We start from the raw sequence: 17,201 nt of genomic DNA on the forward strand, positions 1-17,201 counted from the left end.
TGGCCACCGCCACACGCAATTGCTGAAACCGGGCACTTCACGGTGACGTTACGGAGGACTCGTGAAGATTCAGGTTTTGGGCCCCCTGCACGCAGTGGCCGACGGAACCGCGGTCACCCCGGCGGCGGGAAAGGAGCGGCAGATCCTGGCGCTCCTCGCCCTCCATCCGGGGCGGCCGGTGCCGGTGAGCGGCCTCATCGAGGAGCTGTGGGGCTCCCGGCCGCCGCGCACCGCGCACAGCACCGTCCAGACGTACATCCTGCGGCTGCGCCGCGCCCTGGCCGCCGCGCTCGGCGGACCGGGCCGGCCGGACGGTCCGCAGCGCGCCCGGCGACTGCTGGCCACCGGGCACGGGAGCTACCTGCTGCGGATCGCGGAGGAGGACGTCGACGCCTTCGCGTTCCAGCGGGCGGCGCGGGCGGGCCACGCCGCCTTCGCGGACGGCGAGGGGGAGCGGACCGCACGGCTGCTGCGCGAGGCGCTGGCACTCTGGCGGGGCCCGGCCCTGGTCGACGTGCCCACCGGTGAGGCGCTGCGCGTCCAGGCGGCCCGCCTCGAAGAGGCCCGGCTGCTCGCGACCGAACGCTGCGTCGACGCCGGACTCCGGCTCGGCCGGCACAGCGAACTCATCCCCGATCTGGTGGAACTGACGATCCGTCACCCCAAGAATGAACGGCTGCACGCGCAGGCCATGGTCGCGTTCTACCGCTCGGGACGGCAGTCCTCGGCACTGGAGCTCTACCGCGCCCTGCGCCGCCGGCTGGTGGACGAACTGGGCCTGGAGCCCTCGCCGCGGCTCCAGCGGCTGCACGAGGCGATCCTCGCGGTCGATCCCCGGCTGGACGTCCTCGCCCAGGGCGGCAGGCCGACGCCGACCTTCGACCTGTACGCGGCCTGACCGGCGCGCCACCCACCCCCACGGAAGACCCCGACCAGCGGAAGGCGACATCGTGACCGACCAGGTCCCCACCCTCTACGAGTGGATCGGCGGCGCCGAGGCGCTGAGCCGGCTCACCGAGGAGTTCTACTCCCGCGTCCGCAAGGACGAACTGCTCGCCCCGATCTTCGCCCGGATGTCGGACGACCATCCCCAGCACGTCGCCACCTTCCTCGGCGAGGTGCTCGGTGGTCCGGCGGACTACACCCGCCACCACGGCGGCTACCGGCACATGGTGTCCCGGCACCGCAACCGGGACATCCAGCCCGCCCAGCGGGAGCGCTGGGTGGAACTGATGAGGGAGGCCATGGACGTGGTGGGACTGCCGCAGGACGCGGAGTTCCGCTCGGCGTTCATCGGCTACATCGAGTTCGGCTCGCGTCGCGCCATGGCCAACTCCCAGCCGGGTGCCGGACCCGGCCGCCGTACCACCATCAAGAAGTGGGGCTGGGGCGAGGCCGTACCCGGCGACGACTGACCGGCCGCCGGCGACGACCGACCGGCCGTCCGGCGGCGTCCCGGTATCGGCAACAAATGTTGTCCGCCGGCCACGCCCGGTCCCAGCATGGGCACCAGTGGTGATCACCACGAACACGCGGATCGCCGGGGCACGGCTCAGCACGCGGCCGTGGCTCCCCTCGCCCGTGGCACCGCGCCATGCGCCCCGATCCGCCTGCCCGGACAACCCGAACAAGGAGTTCGCCCATGCGTATGACCACTGGGCCGGCGCGCCGCGACACCGCGCCGACCGGTCCCGAGCAGACCGGGGGTGGCCCCCGATGAGCGCCCAGACCGAACAGCTCCGGGCGGCCGACGGCAAGGCCACCGCCCGGCTTCCGCTCGGGGTCTACCTTCTCGCGTTCAGCCTGTTCGCCATGGGCAGCGCCGAGTTCCTGCTCGCCGGTGTGCTGCCGGACATCGCCGACGACCTCGGCATCTCCCTGTCCGAGGCGGGCGCGCTGATCTCGGCGTTCGCCATCGGCGTGGTGCTCGGCGGACCGCCGCTGGCCGTCCTGACCCTGCGCTGGCCGCGCCGCACCACCCTGGTGGTCTCACAGGCCCTCTTCGCCGTCCTGGTGGCGATCGGCCTGGTCAGCGACAACTTCACGGTGCTGCTGATCACCCGCTTCCTGTGCGGTCTCGCCTACGCGGGGTTCTGGGCGGTCGCCGCGGTCACCGCGATCAGTCTCGTCACCCCCGACCGCACCGCCCGCGCCTCGGGCGTGGTGGTCAGCGGGCTCAGCGTGGCGATGGTGGCCGGCGGCCCGGCCGGGGCGCTGCTGAGCCACTTCACCTCCTGGCAGGGCGGCTTCTGGGCGGTCGTCGCCCTCACCGCGGCCGGCGCGCTCTCCACGGTCGCCGCCGTGCCCGCCACCCGCGCCGCGCAGGAGCCCAGCGTGCCGCGGGAACTGCGCACCATGAAGCAGCCGCAGCTGTGGGTGGTGTACGCCGCGACCCTGCTGAGCACCGCCGCCTACATGATCTCGTACAACTACCTCGCGGCCTTCCTCACCGACATCACCGGCATCCACTCGGTGTGGGTGCCCGCGGTCCTCGTCCTGTTCGGTGTCGGTGCCTTCGTCGGGCTGTCCATCGGCGGCCGGATCTCCGACGGGCGCCCCCATCACGCGCTGCTGATCGGCGCGGCCGGCATTCTGGTCGCCTCCGTGCTGCTCGCGCTGTTCGCCCACCACACGGTGGCCGTCGTGCCGCTGGTGCTGATCCTCGGCGTCGCGGGGTTCGTGCTCAACCCGGCCATCTACGGACGGGTGTTCACGGTCGCGGCCGGGGCGCCCACCCTCGCCGGCGCCACCGCCGTCTCCATGTTCCAGCTCGGCATCAGCCTGGTGCCGCTCCTCGCCGGCGTGGCACTGGGCGCCGGCGCCGGACTGACGGCCATCCCCTGGCTCGGCGCCGGGCTGGCCGTCCTCACCGTCCCGGTCGTCCTGGCCGACCGGACCATGGCCCGCGGCCGCACCGGCGACTCCCCGCCGGCCGACGGCTGATCCACCCGGCGGCCGACCCGTCGCCGTCCGGGGCCCGGCGGTCCCGCGTCCGTCCCGCACATCCCACCGTCGAGAGCAGTGGCGCAGCACGTCCGCGACGCGCTGCGCCACGGCTCTTCCCAAGGAGGTCCGCATGGACAACGAACTCGGATACGAACTCGGCACCTGGGTCGTGTCGCAGATCCAGGACCCGGACCGCCCGGCGCGGACGGAGTTCTCGCTGCTGGACCGGGACTGGGAACTGCTGCCCGAGGTGTTCCCGCCGTTCACTGATCCGGGCCCCGGCCTGTTCGCCTCCTGGGTGCCGTACGAGAAGGGCGGCCGCTTCCTGGAGATGGGCTGCGGCGCCGGGGTCGCCGCGGTGCTCGCCGCACAGCAGGGCGCCGAGCGGGTACTGGCGCTGGACGTCAACCCGGCTGCGGTGGAGAACACCCGCCGCAACGCCGCGCGGCACGGCGTGTCCGACCGGGTGACGGCCCTGCACAGCGACCTGTTCGACGCCCTGGACCCGGCCGAGGTGCTGGACCTCGTCTTCTGGAACACCCCGTTCATCGAGGCGCCCGAGGACCGCGCCTGCGGCGGCCGGATCGAGCGGGCGGTCTTCGACCCCGGCTACGAGCTGGTGCGCCGGTTCTTCCGGGACGTGGTCCCCCACCTCTCCGCCGGGGGGCGCGTCTATCTCGGCACCAGCGAGGCGATGGGCAACCCGCGGAAAATGCTGCGGGCCGCCGCCGACGCCGGATTCGAGGGCCACCGGTACCGCAGCGAAACCGTCGGACTCCAGGCCGCGGATTTCCCTGATTCCCCGGCGGTGAAGGCCCACACCGACGAACGCGGAATGGTGGACATGGACTTCACGATGTACGAATTCCTGCGCCGCTGACCGCGCACCGCCCAGCCGGGAGGAGAACCCGGCGCGAAACCCGACCGCACCATCAGTTCAGTTCCGACGTAATCGATTCGCTTCGTCTCGATCCGGGCGATACGACAGCGCCCTGGAAGATTGGAATGTGATGAACGCCAACGGAAAGGCAGACGGCGGCAGTTTCGACGTGGCCATCGCCGGCAACGGAGTCCTCGGTCTGTCGCTCGCCTGGGTCCTCGCCCGCCGCGGACAACGGGTCGCCGTGCTCGGCCGGCCGGGCCGCCCCTGGGCCGGCTCCACCGCGGCCGGCGCCATGCTCGGCTGTTTCGGCGAGGTCACCACCTCCCTGTTGGCCAGCGAGCACGGCCGGGCCAAGCTGGAACTCGGCATCGCGGCCCGCGCCCTGTGGCCGCAGTGGCTGGCGGAGCTGGAGGAGCGGACCGAGGGTGCCCCCGTCCAGACCGCGCAGGGCACCACCGTCGTCCTCAACACCATCGGCACCGCCGAGATCGACGACGCCAACTACCGCGCCATCCGCGCCGAACTCACCCGCTACTCCGAGCCGTTCGAGGACGTCGAGCCCGCCGACCTCGACTGGGTGGACGCCGAGCCGATCTCCCGCCCGCTGAGGGCCTTCCACATACCCGGCGAGCACGCGGTCGACTCCGCCGCCCTCCTGGAGCGCCTGGAGGCGGCCGTCGTCCAGGCCGGCGGCACCCTCGTACCCGAGTTCGCCGCCCGCGTCGAGTACCGGGGCGACCAGGTCACCGGGGTCGTGCTGGCCGACGGCCGGCGGATCGCCGCCGGCCATGTCACGCTGGCCGCCGGAGCCCGCACCCAGGAACTCCTGGACGGTCTGCCCGTCGGCCCCCGCATCCCCCGCCTGGTCAGCGGCTACGGGGTGTCCGCCCTGATCAGGACCGTGGACGGCAGCACCCCCGACAGCGTCGTCCGCACACCGAACCGCTCCTTCGCCTGCGGCCTGCACGTCGTCCCGCGCGGCGACGGGCATGTCTACGTCGGCGCCACCAACGTCATCTCGGCCGACCCCCGTGACACCGCCGAGATGCGCGACCTGGTCTTCCTCCTCCAGTGCGCCCACCGCCAGGTCCGCCGCAACCTGTGGAACAGCGATGTCACCAAGGTGCAGGTCGGCAACCGCCCGGTGTCCATGGACGGTTTCCCCCTGCTCGGCGACGGCGGCATGCGCGGCCTGTCGGTCATGACCGGCACCTACCGGGACGGCCTGCACCTGTCCCCGCTGCTGGCCCAGGACTTCGCGGCGCGCGTCCTCGGGGAGGAGACGCGGCCGGATGTGGCGCGGTTCGCCCCCGTACGGCAGCCGCTGCGGACCGGGACCCGCGAGGAGATCGTGGACGTCCTCATCGACCACCAGATGGGCATCGGCTACGAGCAGGACTGGACGATCCCCGTCGAGTGGCACCAGTGGATCGAGATGGACCTGCGGCCCGGCACCCTCGCCTGGGCGAACGGACTCGACCCCGAGTTCACCCCGCCCGCCGAGCTGCTTTTCGCGTCCCGCTTCGACCCGGAGCTGGTCAGCGTCCTGCGCAAGTACTACGCCACCTGCCGCGAGTACAGCTGACCCACCACGGGCGGCCCGGCCCCCGACCCCTCACCCCTTGACGCCTCACCCCTTGACACCCGCGCGCCTGATCCCGCACCCCGGACCCTGAACCGCCGTGCGGGCGGACCGGTTCCCCTCACCCGCCCGCACGGCCGTCGAGAAAGGACAACGCAATGGCAGTCGAGGCGATCGACCCGCCCGGCCTCCCCGAGCCCTACGGCTGGCGGCAACTGGCCGTGGGCACCGGCAGCCGGGTGGTGTTCCTCAGCGGCCAGACCCCGCGCACCGCCGACGGCAAGCCGGTGGGCATGGGCGACCTCGCGGCCCAGACCGAGCAGGTCTACCTCAACATCGCCACCGGACTGGCCGCGGCCGGCGCCACCTTCGACGATGTGCTCCGCCTGACCATGTACGTCGTGGACTGGTCGCTGCCCAAGTGGGAGCAGGTCGGCGCGGGCGCCGAGCGGGCCGCCGCCAAGCTGGGCGTCGACGTCGTCCGGCCCACCACCCTCGTCGGCGTCGCCACCCTCGCCGAACCCGACTTCCTCATCGAGATCGAGGCCACGGCCATCGTCTCCTGACCGCCGCCGGGCGGGACGCCGGGGCCACCCGCCCGTCCCGCCCGGCCGCCGTACGAAACGCCTGGTGCCCCGCGCCCCGGAAACGGGGGGCGGGGCACCAGGCGTATCAGCAGGGCCGGCCGGTCACCAGGAGATCCCCGATCACCTTCGCCACCGACTCCGGCGACGGCAGCCCCGGATGGTGGCTCGCGGTTCCGGTGGCCGGGTCGTAACCGTCGTGCCACTCCGGCTCGTTGACGAGCGCGCCGTCCTCCCGCAGCTGCGCGATGTTGCGCCGCACCGCCGGCTTGCGCCACATCTTCGCGCCCATCACCGGGAAGTAGACGACGGGGCAGTCCACCGAGAGCGCCACGGTCAACAGCCGGTTCGGCGCCGCGCCGACCGCCGCCGAGGCCAGGGTGTGGGCGGTGGCCGGCAGCACGGCCAGCACATCGTGCTGTGCGGCGAGCCGTGACGGCTTGTCCGTCGGCCAGTGCGCCGGGGACTCCCCGCTCACCACCCGCTCGGCGAACAGGGCGAGACTCTCGGGGGACACGAAGGAGGCCGCGGTGTGGGTCAGCAGTACCGTGAACGTACTGCCCTCGATGTGCCGGCGCATCGCCTGGATATACGCGGGAAGCCCGGTCACCGCAATCGAGCCGGTGGCCCCGACGAGTATGCGTTTCCCGGTTGCCGCCGGGGAGTATTGGATTTCCATGCCCCGATGATGTCGCCGCCGTCCCGCCCCCGGTCAATGGCGTGCACGCACATGCCGGGGAGAATCCGGCGCGGGTCCAGCGGCGGTCCAGCACCGGCCAAATCCTTCGGCCGTCCCTACGGTGGCACCGTATTGAGACCGAATGCGGCCGTTGCCTAACGTCCCCTTCGCCACGCATTCGAAGCCGATCAGGCAACCGACGAAAAGGGGCGGACACCGATGGAGGATCTCTTCGCGGAACTGCGTACCCGGACCGGCCACCGCGGTCCGGACCGGGACACGCCGGAACTCAAGCCGCGGCCGGAACAGCGCCACGAACCCTTCCCGCTCACCGACATCCAGCAGGCTTATCTGATCGGCCGGCTGGGCGGCCTGGAACTCGGCGGCATCTCCAGCCAGTACTACCTGGAGTTCGACTGTCCCGGTCTCGACGCGGACCGGCTGACCGAGGCCCTGCACAAGGTCGTCGCCCGGCACGACGCGCTGCGCACCGTCGCCGGCCCCGACCGGACCCAGCGCGTCCTCCCCGCGTCCGAACCGGCGCCGCACCTCGTGCGCACCACGGACCTGCGCGGCCGCCCGGAGGGCGAACAGCGCGCCGAACTGGAGCGCGTCCGCGCCGAGTTGACCGGCCAGGTGCTCCCCGCCGACCGGGCGCCGCAGCTCGACGTCCGGGCCACGCTCCTGGACGGCGGCCGAGTGCGGCTGCACCTCGCCGTCGACCTGCTGTTCCTCGACATGCCCAGCCTCTTCCGGCTGCTGGCGGAGTGGCGCCGCCACTACGACGACCCCGGCCTGCGCCCGCGGCCGCTGGAACTGTCGTTCCGCGACTACGTGCTGGCCCAGGAGGAACTGCGCGAGTCCGGCACCGGCCAGGCCGCCGCCGCGTACTGGACCGAGCGCCTGGACACCCTCCCCCCGGCCCCCGAACTGCCGCTGGCCACCGCCCCCGAACAACTGGGCACCCCCCGGTTCGTACGACACCGCGCCACGCTCGCCCCAAAGCGGTGGGCGGCGCTGCGGGCGGCGGCCGGCGAGCACGGGCTCGCCCCCTCGGCCGTGCTGCTCGCCGCGTACGCGGAGGTGCTGCGGACCTGGTCGCGGCGGCAGGAATTCACCCTGACCGTGACCCAGTTCCACCGGCTGCCGGTGCACCCGCGGGTCGACGAGATCCTGGGCGACTTCCTGTCGCCGGGGCTGCTCGCCGTCGGCGGACGCCCCGAGGAGACCTTCGCGCGCCGGGCCGCCGACCTCCAGGAGCGGCTCCTCGACGACCTCGCACACGCCACGCACGGCGGCATCCGGGTGCTGCGCGAACTGGCCCGGCGCCGGGACGACGGCCGTGCCTCCATGCCGGTGGTCTTCTCCAGCACCCTCGGCGACGGGAAGACCCCCGGAGCCGGGTCCCTGGAGTCCTTCGGGGAACTGGTCCACGACCACAGCCGCACCCCCCAGGTCTGGCTGGAGAACCAGATCCTCGAACTCGACGGCCGCCTCAGCGTCAACTTCAACGCCGTCGAGGGCCTGTTCCCCGAGGGCACCCTGGAGGACATGTTCGAGGCGTACCTGACGCTGCTGCACCGGCTCACGGACGACCCGTCCGCCTGGAACACCACGCGGGGACTCGTACCGCTGCCGGCCGCGCAGGCCGAGGAGCGCAGGCTGGCCAACGCCACCGCCGCGGACATCCCGCCGGCTCTGCTGCACGAACTGGTCGCCGACGCGGCCCGGCGCAGCCCCGACGCCATCGCCGTCCTCACCCCTGGCACCGAGACCACGTACCGCCGGCTCACCGACGACGCCCACCGCCTCGCCCACCGCCTGCTCACCGGCCCCGCCACCGCACCCGGCGAGATCGTCGCCGTCTCCATGCGACCGGGCGCCGCCCAGTACTCCGCGCTGCTCGGCGTGCTGCACGCCGGCGCCGCCTACGTGGCCATCGACCCGGAGCTGCCCGAGGAACGGCGGCTGCGGCTGCTGGCCCGATGTTCGGTGCGCGCCGTGATCACCGAGCCGGACCTGCGCGAGTCGCTGCGCTGGCCGGCGGGCGTGACGGTGCTGACCCCGCAGGACGCGGCCACCCTGGAGTGCCCCACGGAGCGGCCCGCGCGGCGCCGGAGCCCGGACGACCTGGCGTACGTGATCTTCACCTCGGGCTCCACCGGCGAACCCAAGGGCGTGATGATCAGCCACCGCGGCGCCGCCAACACCGTGCAGGACATCAACCGCCGCTTCGGCGTCGGCCCCGACGACCGGGTACTGGCCCTCGCCCCCACCGGCTTCGACCTGTCGGTGTACGACCTCTTCGGCGTCCTCGGCGCCGGCGGCACCGTCGTCGTCCCCGACCCGGCCCGCGCGAACGACATCGCGCACTGGACCCAGTTGCTCGGCCGCTACGGCGTGACCATCTGGAACAGCGTGCCCGCCCCGATGCGCATGTGGATCGACTCGCTCGGCGACGGCGGCGCCCCGCGCGGCTGCCGCCTGCGCCTCGCCCTGCTCAGCGGCGACTGGATACCCGTCGACCTGCCCGGCCGCATCCGGGAGAAGATCCCCGCGATGCGCGTGATCAGCCTGGGCGGCGCGACCGAGGGCTCGATCTGGTCGATCCACCACCCCATCGAGACCGTGCGGGCCGAGTGGTCGAGCATCCCCTACGGCAAGCCCATCGCCAACCAGACCATGCATGTCCTCAACCAGTGGCTGGAGCCGTCGCCCGTCGGCGTCACCGGCGAGATCTACATCGGGGGCACCGGTGTGGCCCAGGGGTACCTGGGCGACCCCGAGCGCACCGCCGAACGCTTCGGCGTCCACCCTGTCACCGGGGAACGCGTCTACCGCACCGGCGACCTCGGCCGCTACCTGCCCGGCGGCGACATCGAGATCCTGGGCCGCGAGGACTTCCAGGTGAAGATCAACGGCTACCGGGTCGAGCTGGGCGAGATCGAGGCCGCCCTCCTGCGCCAGCCGGGCGTGCGCACCGCGCTGGTCACCGCGCCCGCCCACGCCCGCACCGGCCAGCGGCAGATCGCCGCGTACGTGGTGCCCGAGACCGGCGCCGACCCGGACCCGGCCGCGCTGCGCGAGGCGCTGACCGCCCTGCTGCCCGGCTACATGGTGCCCAGCCGCTTCCTCACCCTGGACACCCTGCCCCTGACCGCCAACGGCAAGATCGACCACAAGGCGCTGCCCATGCCGTGGAACGACGACGCCGAGACCGGGACCGGCCGCACCGCACCCCGCGGCCGGCGGGAGGAGCGGCTGTTCGCCCTGTGGTCGCGGCAACTCGGCCATGGCGACTTCGGCGTGGAAGAGGGCTTCTTCGACATCGGCGGCGACTCCCTGCACGCCGTCGGTCTGCTCGCGCTGCTGCGCGCCGAGTTCGGCATGGGCGCCGAGGCGGAGCAGGAGATGGTCGAAGCCCTGTTCATGAACGCCTCCATCGCCTCGTTCGCCGAACTGATCGCTTCCTACGAGGAGGTGACCGCGTGAGCGGCACCCGTGCGCATGCCGCGGAGCCTCGCGTGTGGGAGTACGTGATCGTCGGCGCGGGCTCGGCCGGCGCCGTCACCGCCGCCCGGCTCGCCGCCCGCGGCTCCGGGAGCGTGCTGCTGCTGGAGGCGGGCCCCGATCAGCCGCGCCCCCGCGACCGCGCCCATCCGCTGGCCGACGCCGGCCGGCTCGTGCTCGCCGGCTACAACTGGGACTACCGGGCCAACCTGCGCACCAGCAGCCGCCTGGAGGACCTGGTCCGCGCGCCCGGCCCGGCCGCCGGCCCCGGCACCGGCCGGGCCGGGGCCCGCGCCCTGTGGGAACGCTTCCCGTACCAGCTCGGCAAGGTCGTCGGCGGCGGCTCCGCCGTCAACGGCGCCATCGCCCTGCGCGGTCTGCCCCGCGACTTCGCCGCCTGGGCCGCGCACGGCAACCCCGACTGGTCCTGGGAGCAGGTGCTGCCGTTCTACAAGGACATCGAGGACGACGCCGACTTCCCCGGCCCGCTGCACGGCGACAGCGGCCCGCTGCCCGTCCGCCGCACCCCCCGCGAGCAGGTGCACGAACTGGACGCGGAGTTCTGGGCGGAGTGCAACCGGCGGGGCGTCGCCACCCTGCCGGACCTCAACGCGGGCGCCGAGGCCGGGGTCGGCGCGATCCCCGGCAACACCGTCGACGGCGAACGCGTGGACGCCGCCACCGCGTTCCTCTCCGGCGCCCGCAACCTGCCCGACCTGCGCCTGCGCACCGGCATCCGGGTCATCCGGGTGCTGTTCGAGAAGAACCGGGCCGTCGGCGTCGAGACGGAGAGCGACGGCCGGCGCGACATCGTCCGCGCCCGGCACGTCGTGCTCAGCGCCGGCGCCATCGGCACCCCCGTCATCCTCCAGCGCTCCGGCGTCGGCGCCGCGGCCCTGCTGCGCGCGCTCGGCATCACCCCCGTCGCCGACCTGCCCGGCGTGGGCCGCGGCCTCGTGGACCACCCCTCGGTCGTCATCTGGTCCCGGCCGGCCGACGGGGTGTGCACGCCCGGCCTGCCCTGGCGGCAGGTCGCGGCCCGGATGAGCAGCGGCTTCGACGAGGACACCGACATCCAGGTGGGGCTGCTCAACAACGTGGAGAGCCACACCATCCCCGGCTTCGTGGACCGCCTCGGCTGGCCGCTGGTCGTGGGCACCTCGGTGATGCTGCTGCGCCCGCGCTCCCGCGGCCGGGTCTTCCTCGACAGTGCCGACCCCGCGGCCGCGCCCGTCATCGAACTGGGCCTCGGCAGCGACCCGGAGGACGTGGACCGGCTCTGCCACGGCGTACGCCGGGCCTGGGACATCCTGCGCTCGCCCGGACTGTCCGGCCGGCTGGTGCAGACCCAGTTCTGGAGCGACCGGATGATCGCATCCGACGGCGTGGTGCGCAGCGGCGTGCGCCACATCATGAACCCCGGCTGGCACGCGGCCGGTTCCTGCCGGATGGGGCCCGCCACCGACCCCTGGGCCGTCGCCGATCAGGACGGCCGGGTGCACGGCACCGAACAGCTGCGCATCGCCGACGCCTCCCTCTTCCCGGCCATTCCCAGCGCGCCCACCAACCTGACCACCCTGATGCTGGCCGAGAAACTGGCCCGGAGCACGAAGGAGTGAGCGTGCTACTGCTCTACTGCTTTCCGCACGCCGGTGCGACCTCGCTCGTCTACCGCGGCTGGCAGCAGCACGCCGGCTCGCACCTGTGCGTCCGGGGCGTGGACGCTCCGGGCCGTGGCACGCGCCGCCGCGAGCGCCGCGCCGGGGGCTTCGACGCCCTGGTCCGGGCCATGGCCGAGCAGGTGGTCGCCGACCTGCTGGCCGAGCGGGCCCGCACCCCCGGCATGCGCTGGGCGACCTTCGGGCACAGCTTCGGCGCCACGACCAGCCTGGCGGTCGCCGCCGCCGTGACCCGCCAGGTGGGCACCGCACCGGAACGCGCCGTACTGTCGGGAGCGGTACCGCCCCCGCTCCAGCGGCCCGGAGAACTCCTCGCCGGGGTCCGTGACGAGGAACTGCTCGCCCGGACCGCCGCCGACGGAGGCACCCCGCCCGCGGTGCTGGCCGACCCCACGATGAGCCGCATCCTGCTGCGGATGCTGCGCGAGGACGACGTCGTACGGGCCGAGTTCGCGCGGGAGGCGGCCGGCCTGCGGGTGGACTTCCCGCTCACCCTGATCGCCGCCCGCGAGGACGTGTACGCCCCGCCGGAGAAGGTCTGGGCGTGGTCCGCGCACAGCACGGCCCCGGTCCGCCGGGAGGAGATCGACGGCGGCCACTTCGCGGCCGTACAGAACCCTAAACAGACCCTGACGACCATCGCCGAGCACACCGGCGCGGGGGAGAGGTGACCGCATGGCACGCAGGCGGTACGAGACGGAGCACGAGCAGTTCCGGGACGCGTGCCGGGAGTTCCTGACGCGGGAGGTCCTGCCCCACCACGCGCGCTGGGAGCGGGACGGCATCGTCGACCGGGAGGTGTGGCTCAAGGCGGGGAAGGCCGGTCTGCTCGGCATGGGCGTGGCGCCCGAGTACGGCGGGGGCGGCGAGCGCGACTTCCGCTACCCGGCCGTCTTCGCCCAGGAGATCATGTGGGCCCGCGCCACGGCACCGGGGTTCGTCGCACACAACGACGTCATCGCCGGATACCTGTCCGAGCGCACCACCGAGGAGCAGCGCGCCCGCTGGCTGCCCGGACTGTGCTCCGGCGAGCTGATCGCGGCGATCGCGATGAGCGAACCCGGCGCCGGCTCCAATGTCGCCGACATCCGCACCACCGCCGTACGCGACGGGGACGGCTACGTCCTGAACGGCCAGAAGACCTTCATCACCAACGGCGAGAACTCCGACCTCGTCCTGGTCGCCGCCAAGACCGCGCCCGAGCGCGGCGCGCAGGGCATCAGCCTGCTGGTCGTGGAGCGCGGCGCCCCCGGCTTCACCCGTGGCCGGCGCATGGAGAAGCTCGGCTGGCACGCCAGCGACACCTGCGAGCTGTTCTTCGACGACTGCCGGGTGCCGGCCGAGAACCTGATCGGCAAGGAGAACGCCGGGCTCGCCTATGTGATGGCCGGGCTGCCGCGGGAGCGGCTGAGCATCGCGACCGTCGCGGTGGGCGCTGCCGAGCGGATGCTCGCCGACACCCTGGAGTACGCGCGCACCAGGGAGGCGTTCGGCCAGGCCATCGGCACCTTCCAGCACAACCGGTTCCAGCTCGCCACCATCGACACCGAACTCACCGTGGCCCAGGTCTACTTGGACCACTGCATCGGCGAGCTCAACGCGGGGCGGCTGTCGGTGACGGACGCCGCGAAGGCGAAGTGGTGGACGACCGAGCTGCAGATGGACATCGCCAACCGGTGTCTGCAACTGCACGGCGGATTCGGCTATCTGAAGGAGAGTCCGATCTCCAGGGAGTGGGCCAACGCGCGGGTGCAGACGATATACGGCGGCACCACGGAGGTGATGAAGGAGCTGATCGGCCGGTCCCTCGGGCTGTGAGCCGGACTGGACCGAACGCGTGACCGGAGTCCGAAAACGGCAGCGTGCGTTGCGAGTTCGGGGACGCGCTCGGTCTAATGACACCGTGGACCAGTCCCCGACCATCGCCCAGGCCTTGGCCGAGGTCGGCCCCCGGCTCAAGCGGCTGCGCACCGTCCGCGGTGTGACGCTCGCCGCGCTGGCCGAGGCCACCGGCATCTCCAAGAGCACGCTGTCACGGCTGGAGGCGGGCCAGCGCCGCCCCAGCCTGGAAATACTGCTGCCCATCGCGCAGGCGCACCAGGTGCCGCTCGACGAACTGGTCGGCGCCCCGGAGGTGGGCGATCCGCGGGTACGGCTCAAGCCGCACCGGGTGAACGGCAACACGGTGCTGCCGCTGACCCGCCAGCCCGGCTCGATCCAGAGCTACAAGATGATCCTGCCGGCGACCCGGCGCGAACCCGAGCTGTGCACCCACGAGGGATACGAGTGGCTGTACGTCCTCGCCGGCCGGCTGCGGCTGGTCCTCGCCGAACACGACCTGGTGCTGGGCCCCGGCGAGGTGGCCGAGTTCGAGACCCGGCTGCCGCACTGGTTCGGCAGCACCGGCGAGGGCCCTGTGGAGGTGCTGAGCCTCTTCGGCCGCCAGGGCGAGCGGATGCACGTACGGGCCCGCCCGAACCACGGCTCGGGAACCTGAGACACCGCGCGGCCCGAGACCCCGCGCCGCGCCCTTCCGGCCGCCGGCCGGGCGACGCCGGGGGAACGCGTGTTCCCCCGGCGCTGAGGGGACGCCGGGCGCTCGCCGATCAGCGGACCGTGGCCGTGGCCGTGGTCGCGGTCGCGGCACGATGCGCGGCGACGGCCTGCTCGATCTCCTCGTCCACCAGGTCGTGGTTGAGCGCGAAGGCGGCGGCGGCCCCCATGCCGGCCGCGGTGACGGCCTGGGCGCGGCTGTCCACGACATTGCCGACCGCCCACAGGCCCGGCCGGCTGGTCCGCCCGGCCCGGTCGGTGACCAGCCAGCCGGCTTCGTCCCGCGCACAGCCGAGTCCGTCGAAGGCCGCGTCGTTCGGGGTCATCTTCGGGAAGACGAACACCGCGGCGCACTCCAGGGTCCGCCCGTCGGCGAGCTCCACCGCGCGCAGCCGCCCGTCCTCGGTGAGCACACAGGACACCGGCCCCTCGGCGACCCGCACCCCGCGGGCGTCCATCCGCTCCCGGTCCTCCCCGGTGAGCGGCTGGCTGTGCGGGACGTAGACGACGTCGTGCGACCACTGGCGCAGCAGCAGCGCCTGCCCGGCGGACGCCGGGTGCACGCCCAGCACCACCAGCGGCTGGTCGCGCACCTCGTAGCCGTGGCAGTAAGGGCAGAAGATCACGTCCTTGCCCCACAGCGCGCGCAGCCCCGGAACGGCGGGCAGTTCGTCGCGCAGCCCCGAGGCCAGGACGACATGCCGGGCGTCCAGCGTCGCCCCGCCGGCCAGCCGGACCACGTATCCGCCCGGCTCGCCGGCCTCCACCTGGTCGACCTGACCCTTCAGCAGGACCGCGCCGTAGCGCGCGATCTCGGCGCGGCCGGTCTCCAGCACGCTGAGCGGGGGGACCCCGTCACGGGAGAGGAAGCTGTGCATATGGGCCGAGGGAGCGTTGCGGGGCTCCCCGGAGTCGATGACGGCGACGGAGCGACGGGCCCGCGCGAGCACGAGCGCGGCGTTCAGCCCACCCGCCCCGCCGCCTATCACGATGACGTCGTACGAGGTTCGGTTGGTCGTGTCGTTGAATGCGCCGGTCATGGCGATCACCTCCGCCGCAAGAGTGCGGCGGAGGCTCGGCACGGGCAATTTTTGTTGCCGTTTCCGGAACACACCACAACCGACCCCCACCCGACTCCCGACCCCCGCCCGGCCCCCGGCTGCCCGCCGGTCTCAGATGTCCCGGAAGATCTCGATCTGCGCCCCGATCGAGTTCAGCCGTTCCGCGAGGTCCTCGTAACCCCGGTTGATGACATACACGTTGCGCAGCACCGACGTCCCCTCCGCCGCCATCATCGCCAGCAGGACGACGACCGCGGGGCGCAGGGCAGGGGGGCACATCATCTCGGCGGCGCGCCAGCGGGTGGGGCCCTCGACGAGGACGCGGTGCGGGTCGAGGAGCTGGAGCCGGCCACCGAGGCGGTTGAGGTCGGTGAGGTAGATCGCGCGGTTGTCGTAGACCCAGTCGTGGATCAGGGTCTGCCCCGAGGCGACCGCCGCGATCGCGGCGAAGAAGGGCACGTTGTCGATGTTCAGGCCCGGGAACGGCATGGGGTGGATCTTGTCGATCGGCGCCTCCAGCTTGGAGGGCCGGACCGTGAGGTCGACCAGCCGGGTACGGCCGTTGTCCGCGAAGTACTCCGGCGAGCGGTCGTGGTCCAGGCCCATCTCCTCCAGGACCGCCAGCTCGATCTCCAGGAACTCGATCGGCACCCGGCGCACGGTGAGTTCGGACTCGGTGACCACCGCGGCGGCCACCAGGCTCATCGCCTCGACCGGGTCCTCGGAGGGCGAGTAGTCCACGTCGACGTCGATGTTGGGCACACCGTGCACGGTCAGCGTGGTGGTGCCGATGCCCTCCACCTTTACGCCCAGCGCCTCCAGGAAGAAGCACAGGTCCTGGACCATGTAGTTGGAGGACGCGTTGCGGATGACGGTCACGCCGTCGTGCCGCGCCGCCGCCAGCAGCGCGTTCTCGGTCACCGTGTCGCCCCGCTCGGTCAGCACGATCGGGCGGTCGGGCCTGACCGTGCGGTCCACCTGCGCGTGGTACTGGTTCTCGGTCGCCGCGATCTGGAGCCCGAACCGGCGCAGCGCGATCATGTGCGGCTCGATGGTCCGGGTGCCGAGGTCGCAGCCGCCGGCGTACGGCAGCTTGAACTGGTCCATGCGGTGCAGCAGCGGGCCGAGGAACATGATGATGGACCGGGTGCGTACGGCCGCCTCGGCGTCGATCGCCGTCATCTCCAGCTCCGCCGGCGGGACCAGCTCCAGGTCGACCCCGTCGTTGATCCAGCGGGTGCGTACGCCGATGGAGTTGAGCACCTCCAGCAGGCGGTACACCTCCTCGATGCGCGCGACCCGGCGCAGCACGGTACGGCCCTTGTTCAGCAGGGACGCGCACAGGAGGGCCACGCAGGCGTTCTTGCTCGTCTTGACGTCGATGGCGCCGGACAGCCGACGGCCGCCGACGACCCGCAGATGCATCGGGCCCGCGTAGCCCAGCGACACGATCTCGCTGTCCAGCGCCTCACCGATACGGGCGATCATCTCAAGGCTGATGTTCTGGTTGCCGCGCTCGATGCGGTTGACCGCGCTCTGGCTGGTGCCGAGCGCCTCCGCGAGCTGCGTCTGCGTCCAGCCCCGGTGTTGTCGGGCGTCACGGATGAGCTTGCCGATGCGTACGAGGTAGTCGTCTGCCATGAGGTTGAGGTTATCTCAGATATGAGATGGTGCTCGCCAGGGGGTCCATTCGGGTGATGGCGCGTCAGTGACCTGCGGTTTCC

14 protein-coding genes are annotated in these 17,201 nt (G+C 72.7%); 11 read left to right on the top strand and 3 right to left on the bottom strand.

What is annotated here, in order from left to right; all coding sequences use genetic code 11:
* The first annotated feature begins 61 nt into the window (after window positions 1–61).
* From AC069R_RS07465 to AC069R_RS07490, 6 genes are all read left to right on the top strand, one after another.
* Window positions 62–898 carry an AfsR/SARP family transcriptional regulator gene (locus AC069R_RS07465; protein WP_478765348.1) on the top strand — a complete coding sequence of 279 codons (837 nt, stop codon included), beginning with the start codon at window positions 62–64 and terminating at the stop codon, window positions 896–898.
* 52 nt (window positions 899–950) lie between these two features.
* Window positions 951–1,415, top strand: a complete 465-nt coding sequence (locus tag AC069R_RS07470) for a group II truncated hemoglobin (RefSeq protein ID WP_478765350.1) — start codon at window positions 951–953, stop codon at window positions 1,413–1,415.
* 301 nt (window positions 1,416–1,716) lie between these two features.
* Complete coding sequence (locus AC069R_RS07475; RefSeq protein ID WP_478765352.1) at window positions 1,717–2,943, top strand: Cmx/CmrA family chloramphenicol efflux MFS transporter; 1,227 nt, start codon at window positions 1,717–1,719, stop codon at window positions 2,941–2,943.
* Window positions 2,944–3,076: 133 nt separating this feature from the next.
* Complete coding sequence (locus AC069R_RS07480; RefSeq protein WP_478765353.1) at window positions 3,077–3,826, top strand: methyltransferase; 750 nt, start codon at window positions 3,077–3,079, stop codon at window positions 3,824–3,826.
* A gap of 130 nt (window positions 3,827–3,956) precedes the next feature.
* On the top strand, window positions 3,957–5,414 hold the full coding sequence (locus tag AC069R_RS07485; RefSeq protein ID WP_478765355.1) for an NAD(P)/FAD-dependent oxidoreductase: 1,458 nt from the start codon (window positions 3,957–3,959) through the stop codon (window positions 5,412–5,414).
* Window positions 5,415–5,569: 155 nt separating this feature from the next.
* Window positions 5,570–5,977, top strand: a complete 408-nt coding sequence (locus tag AC069R_RS07490; protein ID WP_397983486.1) for a RidA family protein — start codon at window positions 5,570–5,572, stop codon at window positions 5,975–5,977.
* A gap of 106 nt (window positions 5,978–6,083) precedes the next feature.
* Here the strand turns inward: AC069R_RS07490 and AC069R_RS07495 are convergent, their stop codons facing one another.
* Window positions 6,084–6,674, bottom strand: coding sequence for a flavoprotein (locus AC069R_RS07495; protein WP_478765357.1), 591 nt, complete (start codon window positions 6,672–6,674; stop codon window positions 6,084–6,086).
* Window positions 6,675–6,893: 219 nt separating this feature from the next.
* On the opposite strand from AC069R_RS07495, the gene AC069R_RS07500 reads away from it, so the two are divergent.
* The 5 genes from AC069R_RS07500 (at window position 6,894) to AC069R_RS07520 (ending at window position 14,360) form a co-directional block, all read left to right on the top strand.
* Window positions 6,894–10,166, top strand: coding sequence for a non-ribosomal peptide synthetase (locus AC069R_RS07500; RefSeq protein ID WP_478765359.1), 3,273 nt, complete (start codon window positions 6,894–6,896; stop codon window positions 10,164–10,166).
* The gene (locus AC069R_RS07505) at window positions 10,163–11,803 is read left to right on the top strand and encodes a GMC family oxidoreductase (protein WP_478765361.1); all 1,641 of its coding nucleotides are present in this window, start codon (window positions 10,163–10,165) and stop codon (window positions 11,801–11,803) included. Before AC069R_RS07500 ends, AC069R_RS07505 begins: the two co-directional genes overlap by 4 nt.
* A gap of 2 nt (window positions 11,804–11,805) precedes the next feature.
* Window positions 11,806–12,534: a thioesterase II family protein gene (locus AC069R_RS07510; RefSeq protein ID WP_478765363.1), complete on the top strand. Its 729-nt coding sequence runs from the start codon at window positions 11,806–11,808 to the stop codon at window positions 12,532–12,534.
* 4 nt (window positions 12,535–12,538) lie between these two features.
* On the top strand, window positions 12,539–13,681 hold the full coding sequence (locus AC069R_RS07515; protein WP_478765365.1) for an acyl-CoA dehydrogenase family protein: 1,143 nt from the start codon (window positions 12,539–12,541) through the stop codon (window positions 13,679–13,681).
* Window positions 13,682–13,766: 85 nt separating this feature from the next.
* Window positions 13,767–14,360: a helix-turn-helix domain-containing protein gene (locus tag AC069R_RS07520; RefSeq protein WP_478765367.1), complete on the top strand. Its 594-nt coding sequence runs from the start codon at window positions 13,767–13,769 to the stop codon at window positions 14,358–14,360.
* A 109-nt stretch (window positions 14,361–14,469) separates the two neighbouring features.
* Here the strand turns inward: AC069R_RS07520 and AC069R_RS07525 are convergent, their stop codons facing one another.
* Both AC069R_RS07525 and AC069R_RS07530 read right to left on the bottom strand, forming a co-directional pair.
* Window positions 14,470–15,456, bottom strand: coding sequence for an NAD(P)/FAD-dependent oxidoreductase (locus tag AC069R_RS07525; RefSeq protein WP_478765368.1), 987 nt, complete (start codon window positions 15,454–15,456; stop codon window positions 14,470–14,472).
* A gap of 132 nt (window positions 15,457–15,588) precedes the next feature.
* Window positions 15,589–17,118 (bottom strand): helix-turn-helix domain-containing protein, encoded by a 1,530-nt coding sequence (locus AC069R_RS07530; RefSeq protein ID WP_180328919.1) that lies wholly within the window; start codon window positions 17,116–17,118, stop codon window positions 15,589–15,591.
* Window positions 17,119–17,201 lie beyond the last annotated feature (83 nt).

This window comes from Streptomyces sp. NPDC043952, from assembly GCF_056435325.1.

Coding starts and splice junctions, on each gene's coding strand:
- AC069R_RS07475 (WP_478765352.1), top strand. CDS start 1,717: ATGAGCGCCCAGACCGAACAGCTCCGGGCGGCCGACGGCAAGGCCACC.
- AC069R_RS07480 (WP_478765353.1), top strand. CDS start 3,077: ATGGACAACGAACTCGGATACGAACTCGGCACCTGGGTCGTGTCGCAG.
- AC069R_RS07485 (WP_478765355.1), top strand. CDS start 3,957: ATGAACGCCAACGGAAAGGCAGACGGCGGCAGTTTCGACGTGGCCATC.
- AC069R_RS07490 (WP_397983486.1), top strand. CDS start 5,570: ATGGCAGTCGAGGCGATCGACCCGCCCGGCCTCCCCGAGCCCTACGGC.
- AC069R_RS07495 (WP_478765357.1), bottom strand. CDS start 6,674: ATGGAAATCCAATACTCCCCGGCGGCAACCGGGAAACGCATACTCGTC.
- AC069R_RS07500 (WP_478765359.1), top strand. CDS start 6,894: ATGGAGGATCTCTTCGCGGAACTGCGTACCCGGACCGGCCACCGCGGT.
- AC069R_RS07515 (WP_478765365.1), top strand. CDS start 12,539: ATGGCACGCAGGCGGTACGAGACGGAGCACGAGCAGTTCCGGGACGCG.
- AC069R_RS07525 (WP_478765368.1), bottom strand. CDS start 15,456: ATGACCGGCGCATTCAACGACACGACCAACCGAACCTCGTACGACGTC.
- AC069R_RS07530 (WP_180328919.1), bottom strand. CDS start 17,118: ATGGCAGACGACTACCTCGTACGCATCGGCAAGCTCATCCGTGACGCC.